This is a genomic window from Vibrio sp. ECSMB14106, from assembly GCF_000972265.1.
Lineage (GTDB): Bacteria > Pseudomonadota > Gammaproteobacteria > Enterobacterales > Vibrionaceae > Vibrio > Vibrio kanaloae.
In genome coordinates this window covers 1-17,860 of sequence record NZ_LAUM01000009.1, presented here as the reverse complement: position 1 = coordinate 17,860, position 17,860 = coordinate 1, and the positions used below count along the sequence as shown (strand labels likewise).

General features: G+C 43.8%; 14 protein-coding genes. 6 read left to right on the top strand and 8 right to left on the bottom strand.

What is annotated here, in order from left to right; genetic code table 11:
• Window positions 1-197 precede the first annotated feature (197 nt).
• Window positions 198-947 (top strand): copper homeostasis protein CutC, encoded by a 750-nt coding sequence (locus tag WR49_RS07875; protein ID WP_017056172.1) that lies wholly within the window; start codon window positions 198-200, stop codon window positions 945-947.
• Between the two features lie 132 nt (window positions 948-1,079).
• Here the strand turns inward: WR49_RS07875 and phoU are convergent, their stop codons facing one another.
• The 4 genes from phoU to WR49_RS07855 all read right to left on the bottom strand — a co-directional run bounded on the left by phoU (window position 1,080) and on the right by WR49_RS07855 (window position 6,644).
• A complete protein-coding gene (phoU, locus tag WR49_RS07870) occupies window positions 1,080-1,778 on the bottom strand; it encodes a phosphate signaling complex protein PhoU (RefSeq protein ID WP_017056171.1) in 699 nt (232 codons plus the stop codon).
• 75 nt (window positions 1,779-1,853) lie between these two features.
• Window positions 1,854-2,672 (bottom strand): phosphate ABC transporter ATP-binding protein PstB, encoded by an 819-nt coding sequence (gene pstB, locus WR49_RS07865; protein WP_017056170.1) that lies wholly within the window; start codon window positions 2,670-2,672, stop codon window positions 1,854-1,856.
• Window position 2,673: 1 nt separating this feature from the next.
• On the bottom strand, window positions 2,674-4,368 hold the full coding sequence (pstA, locus tag WR49_RS07860) for a phosphate ABC transporter permease PstA (RefSeq protein WP_017056169.1): 1,695 nt from the start codon (window positions 4,366-4,368) through the stop codon (window positions 2,674-2,676).
• A 44-nt stretch (window positions 4,369-4,412) separates the two neighbouring features.
• Window positions 4,413-6,644, bottom strand: coding sequence for an ABC transporter permease subunit (locus WR49_RS07855; protein ID WP_046223642.1), 2,232 nt, complete (start codon window positions 6,642-6,644; stop codon window positions 4,413-4,415).
• A 202-nt stretch (window positions 6,645-6,846) separates the two neighbouring features.
• Here WR49_RS07855 and ppk1 point away from each other — a divergent pair, with 202 nt between their 5' ends.
• Both ppk1 and ppx read left to right on the top strand, forming a co-directional pair.
• A complete protein-coding gene (gene ppk1, locus WR49_RS07850; RefSeq protein ID WP_046223641.1) occupies window positions 6,847-8,946 on the top strand; it encodes a polyphosphate kinase 1 in 2,100 nt (699 codons plus the stop codon).
• Window positions 8,933-10,516: an exopolyphosphatase gene (ppx, locus tag WR49_RS07845; protein ID WP_269429467.1), complete on the top strand. Its 1,584-nt coding sequence runs from the start codon at window positions 8,933-8,935 to the stop codon at window positions 10,514-10,516. Before ppk1 ends, ppx begins: the two co-directional genes overlap by 14 nt.
• Before the next feature lie 15 nt (window positions 10,517-10,531).
• Here ppx and WR49_RS07840 read toward each other — a convergent pair whose 3' ends face one another.
• Genes WR49_RS07840 through phoB form a run of 3 tightly spaced genes read right to left on the bottom strand, consistent with a single transcriptional unit; the run spans window position 10,532 to window position 13,525 of the window.
• Entirely contained in the window at window positions 10,532-11,509 is a 978-nt protein-coding gene (locus WR49_RS07840) for a PstS family phosphate ABC transporter substrate-binding protein (protein WP_046223640.1), read from the bottom strand.
• Window positions 11,506-12,804: a phosphate regulon sensor histidine kinase PhoR gene (gene phoR, locus WR49_RS07835; RefSeq protein ID WP_046223639.1), complete on the bottom strand. Its 1,299-nt coding sequence runs from the start codon at window positions 12,802-12,804 to the stop codon at window positions 11,506-11,508. Before phoR ends, WR49_RS07840 begins: the two co-directional genes overlap by 4 nt.
• Before the next feature lie 31 nt (window positions 12,805-12,835).
• A complete protein-coding gene (gene phoB, locus WR49_RS07830; protein ID WP_004735064.1) occupies window positions 12,836-13,525 on the bottom strand; it encodes a phosphate regulon transcriptional regulator PhoB in 690 nt (229 codons plus the stop codon).
• A gap of 194 nt (window positions 13,526-13,719) precedes the next feature.
• Here phoB and rdgC point away from each other — a divergent pair, with 194 nt between their 5' ends.
• From rdgC to WR49_RS07815, 3 genes are all read left to right on the top strand, one after another.
• The gene (gene rdgC / locus WR49_RS07825; protein ID WP_046223638.1) at window positions 13,720-14,634 is read left to right on the top strand and encodes a recombination-associated protein RdgC; all 915 of its coding nucleotides are present in this window, start codon (window positions 13,720-13,722) and stop codon (window positions 14,632-14,634) included.
• A 206-nt stretch (window positions 14,635-14,840) separates the two neighbouring features.
• Window positions 14,841-16,259 carry a prephenate-dependent tRNA uridine(34) hydroxylase TrhP gene (gene trhP / locus WR49_RS07820; RefSeq protein WP_017056161.1) on the top strand — a complete coding sequence of 473 codons (1,419 nt, stop codon included), beginning with the start codon at window positions 14,841-14,843 and terminating at the stop codon, window positions 16,257-16,259.
• Between the two features lie 20 nt (window positions 16,260-16,279).
• Window positions 16,280-16,534 carry a YfhL family 4Fe-4S dicluster ferredoxin gene (locus WR49_RS07815; RefSeq protein ID WP_017056160.1) on the top strand — a complete coding sequence of 85 codons (255 nt, stop codon included), beginning with the start codon at window positions 16,280-16,282 and terminating at the stop codon, window positions 16,532-16,534.
• Between the two features lie 273 nt (window positions 16,535-16,807).
• Here WR49_RS07815 and mepA read toward each other — a convergent pair whose 3' ends face one another.
• Window positions 16,808-17,644, bottom strand: coding sequence for a penicillin-insensitive murein endopeptidase (mepA, locus tag WR49_RS07810; protein WP_017056159.1), 837 nt, complete (start codon window positions 17,642-17,644; stop codon window positions 16,808-16,810).
• Between the last annotated feature and the right edge of the window lie 216 nt (window positions 17,645-17,860).

Sequence of the window (17,860 nt, the reverse complement as noted above, 5' to 3'; positions counted from 1 at the left end):
CCTATTAAAAGCCCGAAGTTAACGCTTCGGGCTTTTTGTTTTCCCCTCCTCGCGCCACCCTAGACTGCCTCTTGTAATAGATAATTGAGGTAGCGATAAACCTAAACTTTACCTCTATTTTCCCTTATCCCCATCTATTCAGAATCACACCTAGATTGCTATTATTTCATCAGTATCTTTTTGAACGGATAAACACGATGAACACCGAAATTGAAGTCTGTATCGATAACTTAGAGTCCCTATACAATGCCCTAGCAGGCGGAGCTAATCGTATTGAGCTTTGCTCTTCATTGGCTCTTGGCGGATTAACTCCAAGCTTCGGAATGATGAAGCAAGCGGCAATAATTTCGTCCGTTCCGGTCTACGCTATAATAAGACCTAGACAAGGCGACTTTATTTTCGATAACGACGATATGAACTGTATGCTTGAAGATATTGAAGCTTGTGCAAGTGCAGGGTTGGATGGGGTCGTACTTGGTGTGTTAGCGCCTAACGGAAGTATTGATATGCCAAAAATGCAACAACTGGCTGAAAAAGCGCACTCGTTAAAGCTTGGGATAACCTTCCATAGAGCCATCGATCAAAGCTCTGATTTCCAAGCAGCATTAGAGCAGATCATTTCACTTGGATGCGAAAGAGTCCTGACATCAGGACTTGCTGTTAATGCCGAGCAAGGCATCGATGTATTGGCAGCAATGGTCAAACAAGCCGACGGACGAATTGATATCATGGCAGGGGCTGGCGTTAACGCTGCGAATGCTAAAATGATTCAATGCGCCACCCAAGTACCTGCTCTTCACCTTTCAGGGAAATCCACAAGAGCTAGCCTAATGGAAAACGGATCGTCCGCTCAAATGGGGAGTGATGACATTGATGATTACCAGATTCCTGTCACTGATGCCAGTAAGGTATTTGATGTGAGGTTCGCTTTAACTATTAAAGAGTAATAACCATTAACATAAACCGAAGAGTACCAAATTACCGAATCTCACTCATGACATATATTAGGTTCATTACGGTCACTGCCAACTGTTGGTTTAAGTCGTTTGGCAATCACCTTTCAAAGAGATGAGTTCAATTTATTTTAGTACGTCATCTAGGCTTTGTTCACCTAGATGGCGAACATCTTTGCCCTTAACAAAATAGATAATATATTCGCAAATATTTTGGCAACGGTCGCCCACTCGTTCAATAGCACGAGCTGACCACATAACCTGTAAGATAATAGGTATATTCTGCGGCTCTTCCATCATGTAAGTCATTAGCTGACGAATTACAGCTTCGTATTCAGCGTCTAGCTTATCATCAAGCTTATGTACTTCAGCCGCGGCATCAACATCCATACGTGCAAATGCATCCAATACCTGATGGAGCATAGTTATCGCTTGACGACAAAGAGGCTCTAAAGAAACATGAAACTTCTGGTCTTTGGCCGAGGGGGCCTCTATCGCACCTTGCGCTATTTTAGAAGCTACATCACCAATTCTTTCCAAATCAGTAATCGTTTTGATGATCGCCATAATCAAACGAAGGTCTTTTGCGGTGGGCTGGCGCTTGGCAATAATACGCGTGCATGCCTCATCGATAGACACTTCCATCGCATTCACTTTATGATCGTCACGAATCACTTTCTTAGCCAGTTCAACGTCATCTCTGTGAAGCGCTTGCATTGCAAATGAAAGTTGCTGCTCCACTAGCCCACCCATGGTGAGTACGTGAGTACGGATCGATTCTAATTCGACGTTAAATTGCCCTGAAATGTGGCGACCGAAATGCATATCAGCTCCTTGCAAAGAAATAAATCAAACCGTTTATATAGAGTGGTTTAGCTCTAGGTGGCATCGACTCAACAGTTAGCCGTACCTACCTGTAATGTAGTCTTCTGTTTGATTTTTCAATGGTGACGTAAATATTGAGTCCGTATCTGAGTACTCGATCAATTTCCCCATATGAATAAAGGCAGTATGGTCGCTAACACGAGCGGCCTGTTGCATATTATGAGTCACAATTACCACGGTATATTGTGTTTTTAGCTCGTTGATTAACTCTTCAATAGTCAAAGTAGAAATTGGATCCAAGGCCGATGTTGGCTCATCTAACAAAAGTACTTCCGGTTCTATCGCAACCGCTCGAGCAATAACCAAGCGTTGCTGTTGGCCACCAGACAAACCGAAGGCATTCTCATGCAAACGATCTTTTACTTCATCCCATAATGCCGCTGCACGCAATGAACGCTCAACCGCATCATCAAGATCACGACTATTACTCAGACCTTGCAGCCTCAACCCATAAACCACATTCTCATAGATGGATTTAGGGAAAGGATTCGGGCGTTGAAATACCATGCCAACACGACGCCTTAAGGTTGCTACATCAACCTTAGGATGATAAACATTGTTTCCGTACAACTTCACTTTGCCGGAGACTTTGCAGCCTTCAACAAGATCGTTCATACGGTTAATACAGCGAAGCAGTGTCGACTTTCCACAACCCGAAGGACCGATAAACGCCGTCACCTGCCCTTTAGGTATTGTCATCGAGATATCATCAAGTGCCTGCGCTTCTTTATAGTATAGGTTCAGCCCTTCAATCGAGATAGCTGTTTGCTCTTCAGTTAGGTTGTGCACATCTAAAGGCGCTTGATAGCCCAAGGTTTCATTAATTGAGAACATCTTAATCTTGTCCTAAGGTTCGGTACTTTTCACGCAAGTTATTTCGAATATTAATCGCGGTCAGGTTCAACCCAACAATCACAGTAACCAACAAAAATGATGTCGCATAAACCAGTGGTCTTGCCGCTTCTATGTTTGAGGTTTGAAAACCCACATCATAAATGTGAAAGCCCAAATGCATAAACTTTCTGTCGAGGTGAACATACGGGAACTGCGCATCGACAGGTAAACTCGACGCTAATTTCACTACTCCCACTAGCATTAATGGCGCTACTTCTCCCGCAGCACGTGCTACAGCCAGAATAAGCCCGGTAATAATCGCAGGGCTCGCCATCGGTAAAACGATACGCCACAAGGTTTCAGATGGGGTTGCCCCCAAAGCTAAAGAACCATGCCTCACAGAACTCGGGATTCGCGTTAACCCTTCCTCGGCGGTCACAATCACGACAGGCAATGTTAACACAGCCAGAGTCAATGCCGACCACAACAAGCCTGGCGTACCAAATGTCGGCGCAGGTAAACGCTCCGCGTAGAACAACGAATCTATAGAACCACCAATGGTGTAAACAAAAAAGCCTAAACCAAATACACCATAAACGATGGATGGCACACCCGCTAAGTTAATAACCGCAATACGAATCAAACGAGTTAGCGCATTGTTTTTTGCGTATTCATTTAGATAAATCGCGGCAATGACACCAAGTGGCATAACGACAATCGACATGATCAGCACTAAAAGTACCGTACCGAAAATCGCAGGGAACACCCCCCCTTCAGAGTTGGACTCTCTAGGTTTTTCAGATAAGAATTTCCAGACCTGCTCACACCAATGCAGCACTTTCTCTGGGTAGGTCATCTGATTTGGGAACCAAAAGTCTAAGATCTCACTCAGCGGAATCTCAACGACTTTGCCCGTCATATCTTCAACAATCAGAGTATCAAGGTTGAGCTGCTGTCTTAAAGAGTCGAGTTGATATTCTCCCGAGGCGAGTTCACTCCTTAAAGCCAAACGTTTAGACTCCAGCTCTTGTCGCTCTGTATCTGACAGGTTGTCATTGAGCTCTCTTTTACGCTTTTCTAAACGTAATTGCTCTAACGCCCAACTTGTTGTGCGGACCGTTTGGTTAACGATCTTTTTAATTTCATCACGCAACGTGTCGGCGTGAGTTAAGCCTTCATCCAGTTCTTTCTCGATATCATCGGTTAGAACACCGTCAGCACTCCTAAAGCCAACCGGCTTTCCGAAGAAGTACCCACCGCGGCTACGCTCGATCACAGCCCACTCTTCTGGTGTGGTTGGTTCTTTAAGGTTCACCTCAAGAATAGATACGAAATCCGCAGGGTACAGTTCGCGGTTAGCAATTTTGATACTAAGACGTCGAACGACCCCTTTATCAATAATCTCTTGCGGCAACTTCTTATCTTGCACATTCGACAGTTGTTCAACCGGAATGTATTTACGATCATAGAGTTGACCGATTAAACGGTTCTTTGTCATCTCTTGATGCTGAAATGGCACATTTGCAAGGCTTTCTGTTTCATTCACTTGCCATTGGTACAGGGGCGCAGGCCAGAAATAGGTTAACCCTTTCCAGCCAATAAATAAGATCAGGCCAAGTACCGAAAGCATACTAATACTAACGGCACCACCAGTTAACCATATCCAAGGAGATCCCGATTTAATCCACTTAAACATGAAGAAGCTCTCTTACTGGTTGCGATTGACGATTCTGATAAAAATTATAAAGCACGGTATTTATCTCGCAGCCTTTGTCTTACCCATTCCGCAATCGAGTTCACGGCGAAGGTAAATAAGAATAGAAGTAACGCAGCTAGGAACAACAATCTAAAGTGAGGACTACCAACCTCTGATTCAGGAAGCTCAACAGCAATCGTCGCAGATAGCGTTCGCATCCCCTCAAGAATATTCCAATCCATGATAGGCGTATTACCGGTCGCCATCAGCACGATCATGGTCTCACCAACCGCTCTACCCAACCCCATCATGATTGCAGAGAAAATTCCGGGACTTGCAGTAAGCAGAACAACATATATTAGAGTTTGCCAAGGCGTAGCACCTAACGCTAAAGAACCATCCGACAAGTGCTTAGGCACCGAGAAAATAGCGTCTTCTGCGATAGTGAAAATGGTTGGGATAACAGCGAAGCCCATCGCGAATCCAATCACAAGAGCGTTACGTTGGTCAAAATCGATCCCATGGTGGTTTAAAAAGAGCTTGATATCACCAGCAAACAACAACGATTCAATTTCCCCACCCAAGTTAAGCACGATCACAGTAGTCACAATCAACACAGGAACCAGAATCAATGCATGCCAGCCATTAGGAAAACGGCTCACCCAATCGTGTGGTAAGCAGTACCAAATTAAACCAACAACCAACGTGCTAAGAGGTAACACCAACAACAGTGAGACAATAGCAGTTAAATGCGTTTCCACGATAGGAGCAAACCACAAACCCGCTACAAACCCGATAATGACCGTCGGTAGCGCTTCCATTAATTCAATCGAAGGTTTTACCACTCGACGCATCTTTGGAGTCATAAAGTAAGCGGTGTAGATAGCGCCAAGTACCGCAATGGGCACCGCGAATATCATCGCAAACAGTGCGGCCTTAAGTGTGCCAAAAGTCAGAGGAACTAAGCTGAATTTCCCTTCAAAATCATCATTTGCCGAAGTGGATTGCCACACGTATTGAGGCTCTGGGTAGCTCTCGTACCAAACCTTTTGCCATAACGATGAAAAAGATATCTCTGGGTATGGGTTATCGACTAAAGCAAGACTAATAACACCATCACTCAGTGTCGCGAGGTGAATTTCATTTGCAGACATGGCCGCGAGTTGTGGCGACTTCTTATAAGCTTTCTCAAACAGAGATAACTTTTCACTTGTCGTATAGTGGCTTTGAATCGTGCCATTCTGATAGAAACTGTAAAAGCCTTTGCGATAAGTATCAGGTAATAAGAACTGTACCTCTGAAGGTAACTTAAAATCTCGAATATGAGTCAAGCTACGTTTCTCATTGCTTAATACATCAAACCATTGAGAGACTCGCCCATCAAAATGACTCACGAGCAGAGAATAAGCACCGGACAACAAGTCAATACTCTTAACGGAATGCAGCTCATCACCTAAACTTAAGTCGATCACTTCCCTAACCGAGAACTCGTTCGCTTCAGTGGTTAGAATCGTAAGATCAGAGGCGTTGCGAAGATATAGAGTGTGCCCGTTAGGCGTCATTAAAAGCTGGTCTTGCTGACCAAACTCTTTAGATAACCATTGGGAGTTAACCTCTGAATACTCACCAGTCAATGACGCTTGGTACCATTTTATTAGAATGCGGTTATTGGATAACTGAGCCACCAGCGTCAAAAGACTATTGTCGGTCGCAAATGTTAGCTTTTCAACGCTCAAGCCACTACTCAAAGCGATGTCATCTAAAAATTCAAACGGTTTACCTTTGAGTTGAAGGTAGTTGATACGAGGGCTATCGGCTTGACCTTTTCTTACGGCAAGAGGCTTTAAGAACTTAGGCTGAAACAACTGCACTTGGCCTTGGCGGTTAGCAAAGGCGAACCAATTGTCTGAGGGCGCGCTTCGAGCAAACGCAACCGAGTCTTCAATAATTGACGCTGAGAAGTATGGAGTCGATTGAGTATTATCAAGAGTCCAATAATCTACCGAACCATCGCGATCGATCACTAAAGCATGTTGACCGTATTCATCGATCGTCATTGCAATCGGATCTTGTACTATCACAGGTTGAACTTTTTGATCTGTCTCTAAACTTGAGTCAGCAAAGATAGGAAGAATAACCATCGCTAGGTAAATAAAGATAAGAACCAGTGCCGCCAATACGCTCACACCACCTAACGTCACTGCAAAACGCATAAGACGGTCTTTCAACCATCTTTTTTTATCTCGTTTTTTCAATGAAATTTCGGCTGCGGTCATCTGTCTATCTACCTTTTTTGAGCTAATATCATAATATTTCGTTTACATGACAATTATATTACAACTCACATTAAACAACTGAAAATAATAGTAAGTTTTGCTGAAACTGTAGAGTGAAATAATACCGTAACAAAAACAGCATACTCTGCTCATTTTTACAATTTGAGTAATCTCACACTCTTTAAGATGTCTAGGATGGATTATGAACGCTGAAAAGCTCTATATAGAAAAAGAACTCAGTTGGCTCTCCTTTAACGAGAGAGTTTTACAAGAATCAGCGGACAAAACGGTGCCTCTTATCGAAAGAGTGCGATTTCTTGGGATCTTTTCTAATAATCTAGACGAGTTTTACAAAGTTCGATTCTCTGATGTTAAACGTCGTATTTTGATCAACCAAGAACGTGGGATCCACGATAACTCAAAGCATTTGCTTACTAAGATGCAAACCAAAGCGTTTAAGCTGAACCAACGTTTTGATGAACTCTACAATGAGCTTATTCTAGAGATGGCAAGGCGACGGATTTTCTTGGTCAACGAGACGCAATTGAATGATCCTCAAAAGAAATGGATAAGAAAATACTTTAAGAAAGAAGTACTTCCACACATCACTCCCCTTTTGATGACCGACGAGATTAATGTGCTTCAATTCTTAAAAGATGAATATGCCTACCTGACCGTCGAACTTCAAAAAGAGCAGCAATCCAAATACGCCGTCATAGAGATACCGACCGATCACCTTCCGCGCTTTGTCATGGTTCCAGAGCAGAAAGGAAAGCGCCGCAAGACGATCATCTTACTTGATAACATCATCCGATACTGCATTGATGACCTATTTAAAGGCTTTTTTGAATACGATCAACTCAACTGTCACGCGATGAAAATGACACGTGATGCCGAATACGATCTTAGTCATGAAGTCGAACATAGTTTGCTAGAACAGATGTCGGAAGGTGTCGCTCAAAGGCTCAGTGCAATGCCTGTGCGTTTTGTTTACGAACACACAATGCCGAAAAATATGCTGGATTTCTTGTGTGGTAAATTAGGGATCTCTAACTACGACAACCTGATTCCTGGTGGTCGTTACCATAATTTTAAAGATTTCATTGGTTTCCCGAATGTAGGTCGTGAATACTTAGAAAACAAGCCGTTACCCCCTATGTCATGCGCCGACTTTGATGGGTTTGATAACAGTTTTGATGCCATCAAGAATCAAGATATCTTGTTAAACTATCCATACCATACCTTTGATCACATAGCAGAGTTGGTTCGTCAGGCTTCATTTGATCCAAAAGTCATCGGCATCAAGATCAACATCTATCGTGTAGCGAAAAACTCTCAGTTAATGAACTCGTTGATTGATGCGGTTCACAATGGGAAAAACGTAACTGTGGTGGTTGAACTTCAAGCTCGATTCGATGAGGAAGCCAATATCGAATGGTCAAAAATTCTAACCGACGCTGGCGTTCACGTAATCTTTGGTGCTACAGGTTTGAAGATCCACTCTAAGTTACTTCTTATCAGCCGCCGAGAAGGTGAAGAAATCACTTATTACGCGCATATCGGTACGGGTAACTTCCACGAAAAGACAGCAAGAATTTACACTGACTTCTCGTTGCTCACCGCCGATCAAGAGCTAACTAACGAGGTGCGTAATGTCTTTGGGTATATAGAGAACCCTTACCGCCCTGTAAGGTTTGACCACTTAATTGTGTCGCCACGTAATTCACGTAAAAAGCTTTACCGTCTTATCGATACAGAAACTGCTAATGCCAAGTCCGGCAAGAAAGCAGAAATAACATTGAAGGTGAACAACTTAGTCGACAAAGGGCTGATCAACAAACTTTATGGTGCAAGCAATGCCGGAGTCAAAATTCGTATGATCATACGAGGTATGTGCTCACTGGTTCCAGGAGTAGAAGGCATCAGCGAGAACATTGAAATCATCAGTATCATCGACCGATTCCTAGAGCACCCACGCGTTTTGATTACACATAACGATGGCGACCCTAAGGTGTTCATCTCATCGGCGGATTGGATGACACGAAACATCGACCACCGCATTGAAGTCGCAGCGCCAATCCGTGATGAACGTTTGAAACAACGCATCATCGACATTGTAAATATTCATTTTACCGATACAGTTAAAGCAAGGTGGATAGACAAAGAGATGAGCAACGCTTACGTCCCTCGTGGTAACCGTAAAAAACGCCGCTCACAAGTCGCCATCTATGATTACCTCAAGCAGGTAGAGAAACAGACTCGAAAAGCTAGGGAACAACAATCTCACGATGAGCCAAGCTAAAAACATCAAGGCCAATACGCCTGAAGACTCTAAAAATACCACCCCACTAGAGGCCGTGGCATCAACAACCAAACATGTCGCTGCCATCGATTTAGGCTCAAATAGCTTCCACATGGTTGTAGCGAAAGTTATTGGACAAGAGTTACAACTAGTCAGCCGACATAAGCAGAGAGTCCAGCTTGGTTCTGGCCTCGATGACCAATCAAACCTAAGCAATGCAACCATCGAACGTGGTTTAGAGTGTCTTGCTATGTTTGCCGAGCGTCTACAAGGCTTTGAAATCGAGAATGTGCGCATTGCGGCTACTCACACGCTTCGCCAAGCAAACAACGCCCATATATTTATCCAACGTGCGCGAGAGGTACTCCCATTTCCTATCGAGGTGATTCCCGGAGAAGAAGAGGCGCGACTTATCTATTTAGGCGTAGCCCACACACAACCAGAGTCAGACTCCAAGTTAGTCATTGATATTGGCGGCGGCAGTACTGAGTTGATTATCGGTCAAGGGTTTGAAGCGAAGCTCGTCAACAGCAAACAGATGGGCTGCGTAAGCTTCACTCAACGATACTTTTCGAATGGAAAACTCTCTCGTAAGAACTTCTCCAAGGCTATTATTGCAGCTCAACAACGCCTAGAACCTCTTGCCGCTAAATATAAAAAGAAAGGCTGGGATGCGGCTCTTGGCTCTTCAGGCACCATCAAAGCGATCAAAGAAGTCTTAGTCGGAATGGGGTACGAAGATGCTATTATCACCGAAAAACGATTGAGCCATTTGACTGATGTACTGTGTGAACACGACCACATAGAAGAGATAAAGATCAAGGGACTGACCGAAGAGCGCCAACCCGTCTTTGCTGGCGGAGTGGCGATACTCACAGCAATATTTATGGCTCTTTCTGTCAAAGAGATGAACTTTTCAGACGGCGCGCTTCGTGAAGGCTTGCTGTATGAGATGGAAGATCGTTTTCGGCGTTCAGACATTCGCATGCGAACTACAGAAAACCTAGCAGCCAAGCACTCTGTTGACTTCGATCACGCGACTCGTGTAAAAGATCAAGCCAGCGAGTTCTTACATCAGCTCTGCGATGAACTTTGCATTAAGAAAAAAAGTCAGCTTTTTGAACTCCTCGAATGGAGTGCTCTATTACACGAAGTCGGACTGAGTATTAGTTTCACAGGTTTCCATAAACATTCGGCATATCTTCTGCAACATACCAACATGCCGGGCTTTAACAGCGAACAACAGATGGTCATGTCGACCTTAGCTCGCTTCCAACGTAAAGCGCTTAAGCTGCAAGACATGCCTGAATTGAATCTGTTTAAGAGCAAGCACTTGATCAGTTTGATTCGAATCTTACGTCTCTCAATCATTCTCAATGGCCAACGCAACGATACTGCTCGTTTAAAAACGCGCATTGAAGTCATCGATAAAGACCATTGGAAGATTTGTGGTGCAGACGATGATTGGCTTGATGATAATAAGTTATTAGCGGCGGACTTAGTCGCTGAACAGGAACTTTGGAGCAATGCTGAATGGCAACTAAGCTTTGATGAAAACCAAAATGCCTAATTGCCAATAAGGGTATTAAAGCCCTACTTTTGCGAGCTCTTGTTGAGCGTACTCGTGAGGGATTGAAACGTAGCCGTCTTTTTCCACCAACTCTTGACCCTGTTTAGAAAAGATAAAGGTTAAGAACTCTTGCTCGACCGGAGAAAGCGGCTTTTTGGGGTGTTTATTCACATAAACATATAAGAACCGTGAAAGCGGGTAAGCGCCACTTAGGATGTTCTCTCTTGTTGCATGCACATATTGGTCACCCTCTTTAACCACAGGAATCTGTCTCACACCCGCAACACGATACCCAATCCCCGTATACCCAATACCGCTAATAGACAAAGCAACAGATTGAACAACAGAAGCTGAACCTGGCTGTTCATTAACGCGATTCTTAAAATCACCGCCACACAAAGCATTCTGCTTAAAGTAACCATAAGTACCAGACACCGAGTTTCGCCCAAACAGTTGGAAGCGATGCTTTGCCCAAGGTTGTTTAATACCTAACTCTCGCCAATTTTCGATATTCCTAACACCACCGCAGCGTAAAGTCTCCGAGAAAATGCCATCTATCTGACGGAAGTTGAGCCCTTTGATCGGGTTATCTTTGTGTACGAACACGCCAATAGCATCGATAGCGACTCTGAGCGCGGTGGGCTTATAGCCATGCTCTCTTTCAAACGCTTCAATTTCTCGTAAGCGCATCGGACGACTCATTGGTCCAAGGTGAGCTGTACCTTCTGTTAAAGCTGGAGGGGCCGTCGCCGAGCCAGAAGCTTGGACCTGAGCATTCACGTTCGGGTAGTAAGATTTGAACTCTTCAACCCACAACGTTGTCATTCCCGCTAAGGTATCTGAACCTACCGACAGCAAACTCCCCGAAATGCCTGGCACCTTGGAATAATCGGGAAGAGGTTTGACGCTCTGTTCCGCATAAACAGTGTGAACCAAAGCAAATGCTAACAACAAACTAACTGAGAAACGCACCCTGCGTATTAAACAACTCATGACACGGTTAATCTATTTGGCAACGTGAAATGGAAGCGACTACCAACCCCCACTTCACTTTGAATTTCTAAATGGGAATCATGATGACTCAGCGCATGCTTAACGATAGCGAGCCCTAAACCACTGCCGCCAGTATCACGTGAGCGCGCCTTATCGACCCGATAAAAGCGTTCTGTCAGTCTATGTAAATGCTGAGGTTCAATACCATCTCCAGTGTCTGACACATCCAAACACGCGCCTTGGCTTGTTTGATACCAACGTACCCTAACCGTAGCACCTGGTGGTGTGTATTTCACCGCGTTATAAACCAGATTCGATATCGCACTTCTCAACTGGTCTTCATCGGCTAATACTCGTAAACTCGTATCGATATCAAACTCAAGTTTGTGCCCACAGTCACCACTTAAGCTCGCGGCTTCTTTTTCAAGGACTTCGAGCATCGCTGGTACATTGACTACTTCGTCTAGCTCGTGCATTGGCGCCGCTTCTATTTTTGAAAGAGTAAGTAGTTGGTTCACCAAACTGTTCATGCGATTCAATTGCTCAGTCATCACACCATGCGCCTTGGTCCACATCGGGCCGACGATCATGTCTGGATCTTCCGTCATTTCAAGATAGCCTTGAAGTACGGTCATTGGAGTGCGCAATTCGTGAGAAACGTTAGCAAAGAAGTTACGACGCATGCCTTCTAGCTGTTTTAGTTGAGTCACATCACGCACTACCATCAGGTGTTCACCCTCGGTATAAGGCACAATACGTAACTCAAGCATACGCTCCACGTTCAGAGGTGAAGGCATCTCTAATGGCTCAGAGAAATCTTGCTTGTTCAGATATTTAATAAAGTCTGGCGTACGAATCAGATTCGAGATCGGTTGCCCAGAATCGTCCGGCCAACGAAAGCCCAACAAATATTGAGCGAGCTTGTTACACCAAACAATATTCCCTTCACCGCGAAACACCACAACGGCATCGGGTAAAGATTCAGCACCGTTTCGAAAACGGCGGATCAGGTTGGTCAGCTCTTTTCTTTTACGACGCTGTCTCTGTTGCATACGGTAAATACCGTTAAACAGAGATTCCCAGTTTCCTGAGCCTGAAGGTGGTGTTAGACGCTTCTCATCCCACAACCATGCGGACAAACGCATTTGATTGTGTAGATGCCAGCCGAGCTGCAATACCGTAGCAGCCAGCAGTAACCAAGGTAAATAACCGAATACCCATCCGACTAAAACCCATGGTGCGTAAAAAAAAACCAGTTCCCAAACCAGCTTTTTCCAGGTTAACTTTTCAACCATTCAGGACTCCGTAGACTGCAGCGAAGCCACATTAAGCTTTTGTAGAAAAACGGTAACCCGCGCCGCGAACCGTTTGAATTAGCTTATCGTGACCTGCCGATTCAAGCGCTTTACGTAGGCGTCGAATATGCACATCAACGGTGCGGTCTTCAACGTAAACATTCGTACCCCAAACGTTGTTAAGTAGCTGCTCTCGGCTGTATACACGCTCTTGGTGCGTCATAAAGAAGTGCAACATTTTAAATTCTGTCGGTCCCATATCTACGGGACCTTCGCTTGCTGTAACGCGATGCGAGACTGGGTCTAGTTTAAGACCTTGTACATCAATCACATCTTCCAATGCTGTAGGTGTTACACGGCGAATAACCGCTTTCAGGCGAGCGACTAACTCTTTTGGTGAAAATGGTTTGGTAATGTAATCGTCAGCGCCAACTTCTAAGCCACGAACTTTATCTTCTTCTTCACCACGAGCTGTCAGCATCACCACAGGGATGTTGCGAGTTAACTCTTCACGCTTCATATGCTTGATAAAGTTTATCCCGCTACCACCAGGTAGCATCCAATCTAGTAACACTAGATCTGGGAAAGGTTCACATAGCTTGTTTACCGCTGTATCGTAATCTTCAGCCTCTACTGCTTGGTAGCCTTTTTGTTCAAGCACGAAACACAACATCTCACGAATTGGTGCTTCATCTTCAACGACCAGAATCCTTCTCGACATAATTGAATAGCCTTTATAAGTAATCAACGCATTGCATTATCTGAGTTAATTATGACACTTTTGTGACCTTTGAAAACAAATTTTCATATAACTGTCTCAAACATTTCACTTTGTAAGTTTTGATACAGAGCTAAGGACAAATCGAATTAGATCTCATATCATGAGGCACTTCTAAAAAGGTATGAGAAATATTTATGTGGTTTAAAAATTGCCTAGTCTATCGCTTCAACCGTGATATTGATTTCAACGCAGATCAGTTAGAGAAACAACTTGAAGAATTCCGCTTTACTCCTTGTGGTAGCCAAGACAAACAGAAATTTGGTTGGGTACACGCAATGGGCAAACATGGCGATATGATGACGCACGTCTCAGAAAACCGCATTCTAATCTGTGCAAAGAAAGAAGAGAAAATGCTACCTGCTTCTGTGATCAAAGAGTCACTGAACGCAAAAGTAGAAACGCTTGAGGCAGAATCGGGAACACCTCTTAAAAAGAAAGAGAAAGACAGCCTAAAAGAAGACATCATCATTGATCTGCTTCCTCGTGCATTCAGCCGCAGTAATTTTACATACGCGCTGATCATGCCAAAAGAAGGTTTCATTGTGGTTGATGCAAGCAGCTACAAAAAAGCAGAAGACGTACTAGCATTACTACGTAAAACAATGGGTAGCTTGCCAGTAGTGCCTGCTACTCTAGAGCAAGCGATTGAAACGACTCTGACAGAGTGGGTGAAATCTGGTAATACGCCTCAAGGTATCACTATGCTCGATGAAGCAGAGCTTAAATCAATCCAAGAAGACGGCGGTATCGTTCGAGTTAAGAAACAAGAACTAGAAGCTGATGAGATTAAAAACCACATCGAAGCCAATAAAGTGGTAACTAAGCTTCTGATCAACTGGCAAGATCGCATTGAGTTCATTCTTGCTGAAGATGGCAGCATCAAGCGCCTGAAATTCAGTGACGAACTAAAAGATGAGAACGACGATATTCCTCGCGAAGATCAAGCAGCGCGTTTTGATGCAGACTTCTCACTGCTATGTGGTGAATTCAGTGTTTTCCTACCAAACCTATTTGAATCATTAGGCGGGTTAACTCAACCTAACGCTTAACTGATGTAATTTGAAGCTCAGGTGTCAACAGCACCTGAGCTTAATTCCCAGCTACCTTGCAGCATTTCCTCCAGCTCCGCGCTCTTCTTAATACCATCGTTATCTTTAGGGCTATCAACCCAACTCATTTTAGCGTAAAATTTGCGCCCCTTTGATATCACTTGGTGGTATCAACCTGACTTGAGATCAGACTAGAGAACGAAGCAATGACGACACAAAAACCATTTGTACCGGAACTATTATCACCGGCAGGAAGCCTCAAAAACATGCGTTACGCATTCGCTTACGGCGCAGATGCTGTATACGCAGGCCAGCCACGTTACAGCCTTCGCGTTCGTAACAACGAGTTCAATCACGAAAACCTACAAATCGGTATCGATGAAGCTCATGCTCAAGGCAAAAAGTTATATGTTGTATGTAACATTCAGCCGCACAACTCTAAGTTAAAAACATTCATTCGCGACCTTAAACCAGTTGTAGATATGGGCCCTGACGCGCTTATCATGTCAGATCCTGGTCTTATCATGATGGTTCGTGAAGCATTCCCTGAAATGCCAATCCATCTTTCTGTTCAAGCAAACGCAGTAAACTGGGCGACCGTTAAGTTCTGGTCAACTCAAGGCGTTGAGCGTGTAATCCTATCTCGTGAGCTATCGCTTGAAGAGATCGAAGAGATTCGCGAACACTGCCCAGAAACAGAACTAGAGATCTTTGTTCACGGTGCACTTTGCATGGCTTACTCAGGCCGTTGTCTACTTTCTGGTTACATGAACAAACGCGATCCAAACCAAGGTACTTGCACTAACGCTTGTCGTTGGGAATACAAGACAGAAGCTGCGAAAGAAGACGAAAACGGTCAGATCGTTGAAGCAAACCCTACTGGTGTTGCTATTCAAGAAGTAGAAACGCAAGACATTGAAGTTCAAGATGAGCGTCCAGACAACACACTAGGTCTTGGTAAACCAACAGACGAAGTGGTTCTGCTTTCTGAATCACACAAGCCAGAAGAAAAAATGGCAGCGTTTGAAGATGAGCATGGTACTTACATCATGAACTCAAAAGACCTTCGTGCAATCCAACACGTTGAGCGACTAACGAAGATGGGTGTTCACTCTCTTAAAATCGAAGGTCGTACTAAGTCTTTCTACTACTGTGCACGTACAGCACAGGTTTACCGTAAAGCTATCGACGATGCTGTAGCAGGCAAACCATTTGATGAAAGCCTAATGGGTACGCTAGAGAGCCTAGCTCACCGTGGCTACACTGAGGGCTTCCTGCGCCGTCATACACACGACACATACCAAAACTACGAGTACGGTTACTCTATCTCAGATACTCAACAGTTTGTTGGTGAGTTCACGGGTAAGCGCCGTGGTGACCTAGCTGAAGTAGAAGTGAAGAACAAGTTCCTATTAGGCGATAGCTTAGAGATGATGACACCGAAAGGTAACGTTGTCTTCAAATTAGAAGTCATGGAAAATCGTAAATCTGAAGCTGTAGACGATGCGAAAGGCAACGGTCACTTTGTATTTATTCCTGTACCAACAGATTTAGACCTACAGTACGGTTTGTTAATGCGCAACTTGAACAAAGGCCAAGATACGCGTAACGCATCAGGTAAATAACGTTTATTTTGGAAAGATAGATGGCTCTACTAATAACTGACAAGTGCATCAACTGCGATATGTGTGACCCAGAATGCCCAAATGGTGCAATCACTATGGGCGACAGAATCTTTGAGATCGATCCTGATTTATGTACTGAGTGTAAAGGTCACTATGAAAAGCCAACATGTCAATCAGTGTGCCCCATTACCAAATGCATTATCACTGACCCAAATCATATTGAAACTGATGACGAGTTACTTGAAAAGTTTGTCATCATTCAAGGCTTAACCTGACAGATAAAAGGTTCAACTGAATCATTGAGTTGAACCTTTTCTTACCCAGCACTTTTCAGAGATACTTTCCCCCTCTTTCTCATACTGATACTCAAGCTATTCTCGTCAATTTTCATCTGAGATAGAGACATCAAATAAAATACTCTCGACTCATATCCGTAACAAGTTCTATTCTGTATTTATAAACTCTAAATAATCGAGTGACATTTCCCCTACATCTTTGACGAAAATACGAGTGCGTCATTAACGCTTAGATGATCGACCAAACTCAGATTACTGATTTGATATTAAAGCCAAACACTGACTAGGCATCACTTTAACTTTCTTTTTTTTCTTCTTTTTCGCTACTTTTTGGTGTGGCTCTGGCACAGTTTTCGGAGCCCAGCTTGCTAATTCATACCCACAACCATCACCTTTAGGAGGGCTTGCTTGAGCTATACAGTTTGAACTGCCTTCCGGGCACTTTAAACGAACATGGAAGTGAGAATGATGCCCCCACCAAGGTCTTATTTTACCTAACCAAGATCTATCATTAACATCAGAGCTATCTTGATCACAAAGGGCCTGTTTAATGACAGGGTGAACAAAGATACGCACCACTTTTTTATCTTTCGCTGCATAGCGAATAACTTGAAAGTGATCATCGGTCCAATTAGATTTACGCAGTTTGTAGTTAGTAAGATCCACAACACTCACAGGTTTAGGGACAGCAAGTTCATTCTCAGTAAGCCTCTTACTGGTTAACCTCAACCATATATCAATATCCAACCCAGTCTGGTGACTTGAATGACCCGATGAGAAGCGGCCCCCTCGAGGTAGTGAAATATCGCCAACTAACAAGTTGGTATTGAGTTGCTCGCTTGTAATTGCACCTAGCCTTTCAATAAACTGAATGGCCTCGGTATGGCCATAGTAGCGCTCTCGCTGAGGGCGAATAATTTGATAACCCTCCCCGTTAATCGGCAGGGCCTGTGCGCCATCGAGGCAACCATTGGCATAACTTCCTATTGATGAGGTTGAGTTTCTTGTCGGGCTTTTTTCTTTTTCCCACGGAGTTGCCGATACGGCAAGCGAATAAAAAATAAGAGCCGATGTATAAAGTAACCTCATAACTATTCCAAATGAATGAATTCTACTTTTCATACTAGTCGTCATCAGAAAACATATACGTATTGAATGTAATTTTTGGCGAAAAAAAGGCATTTTATAATGAGAAAATGGAAGGAAACGAGTTTTGAAACAATGGAAAGAAAAAAGGCTCCAGTCTTACGACTAGAGCCTTAAATATGGCAGGGGTGGAGAGATTCGAACTCCCAACACGCGCTG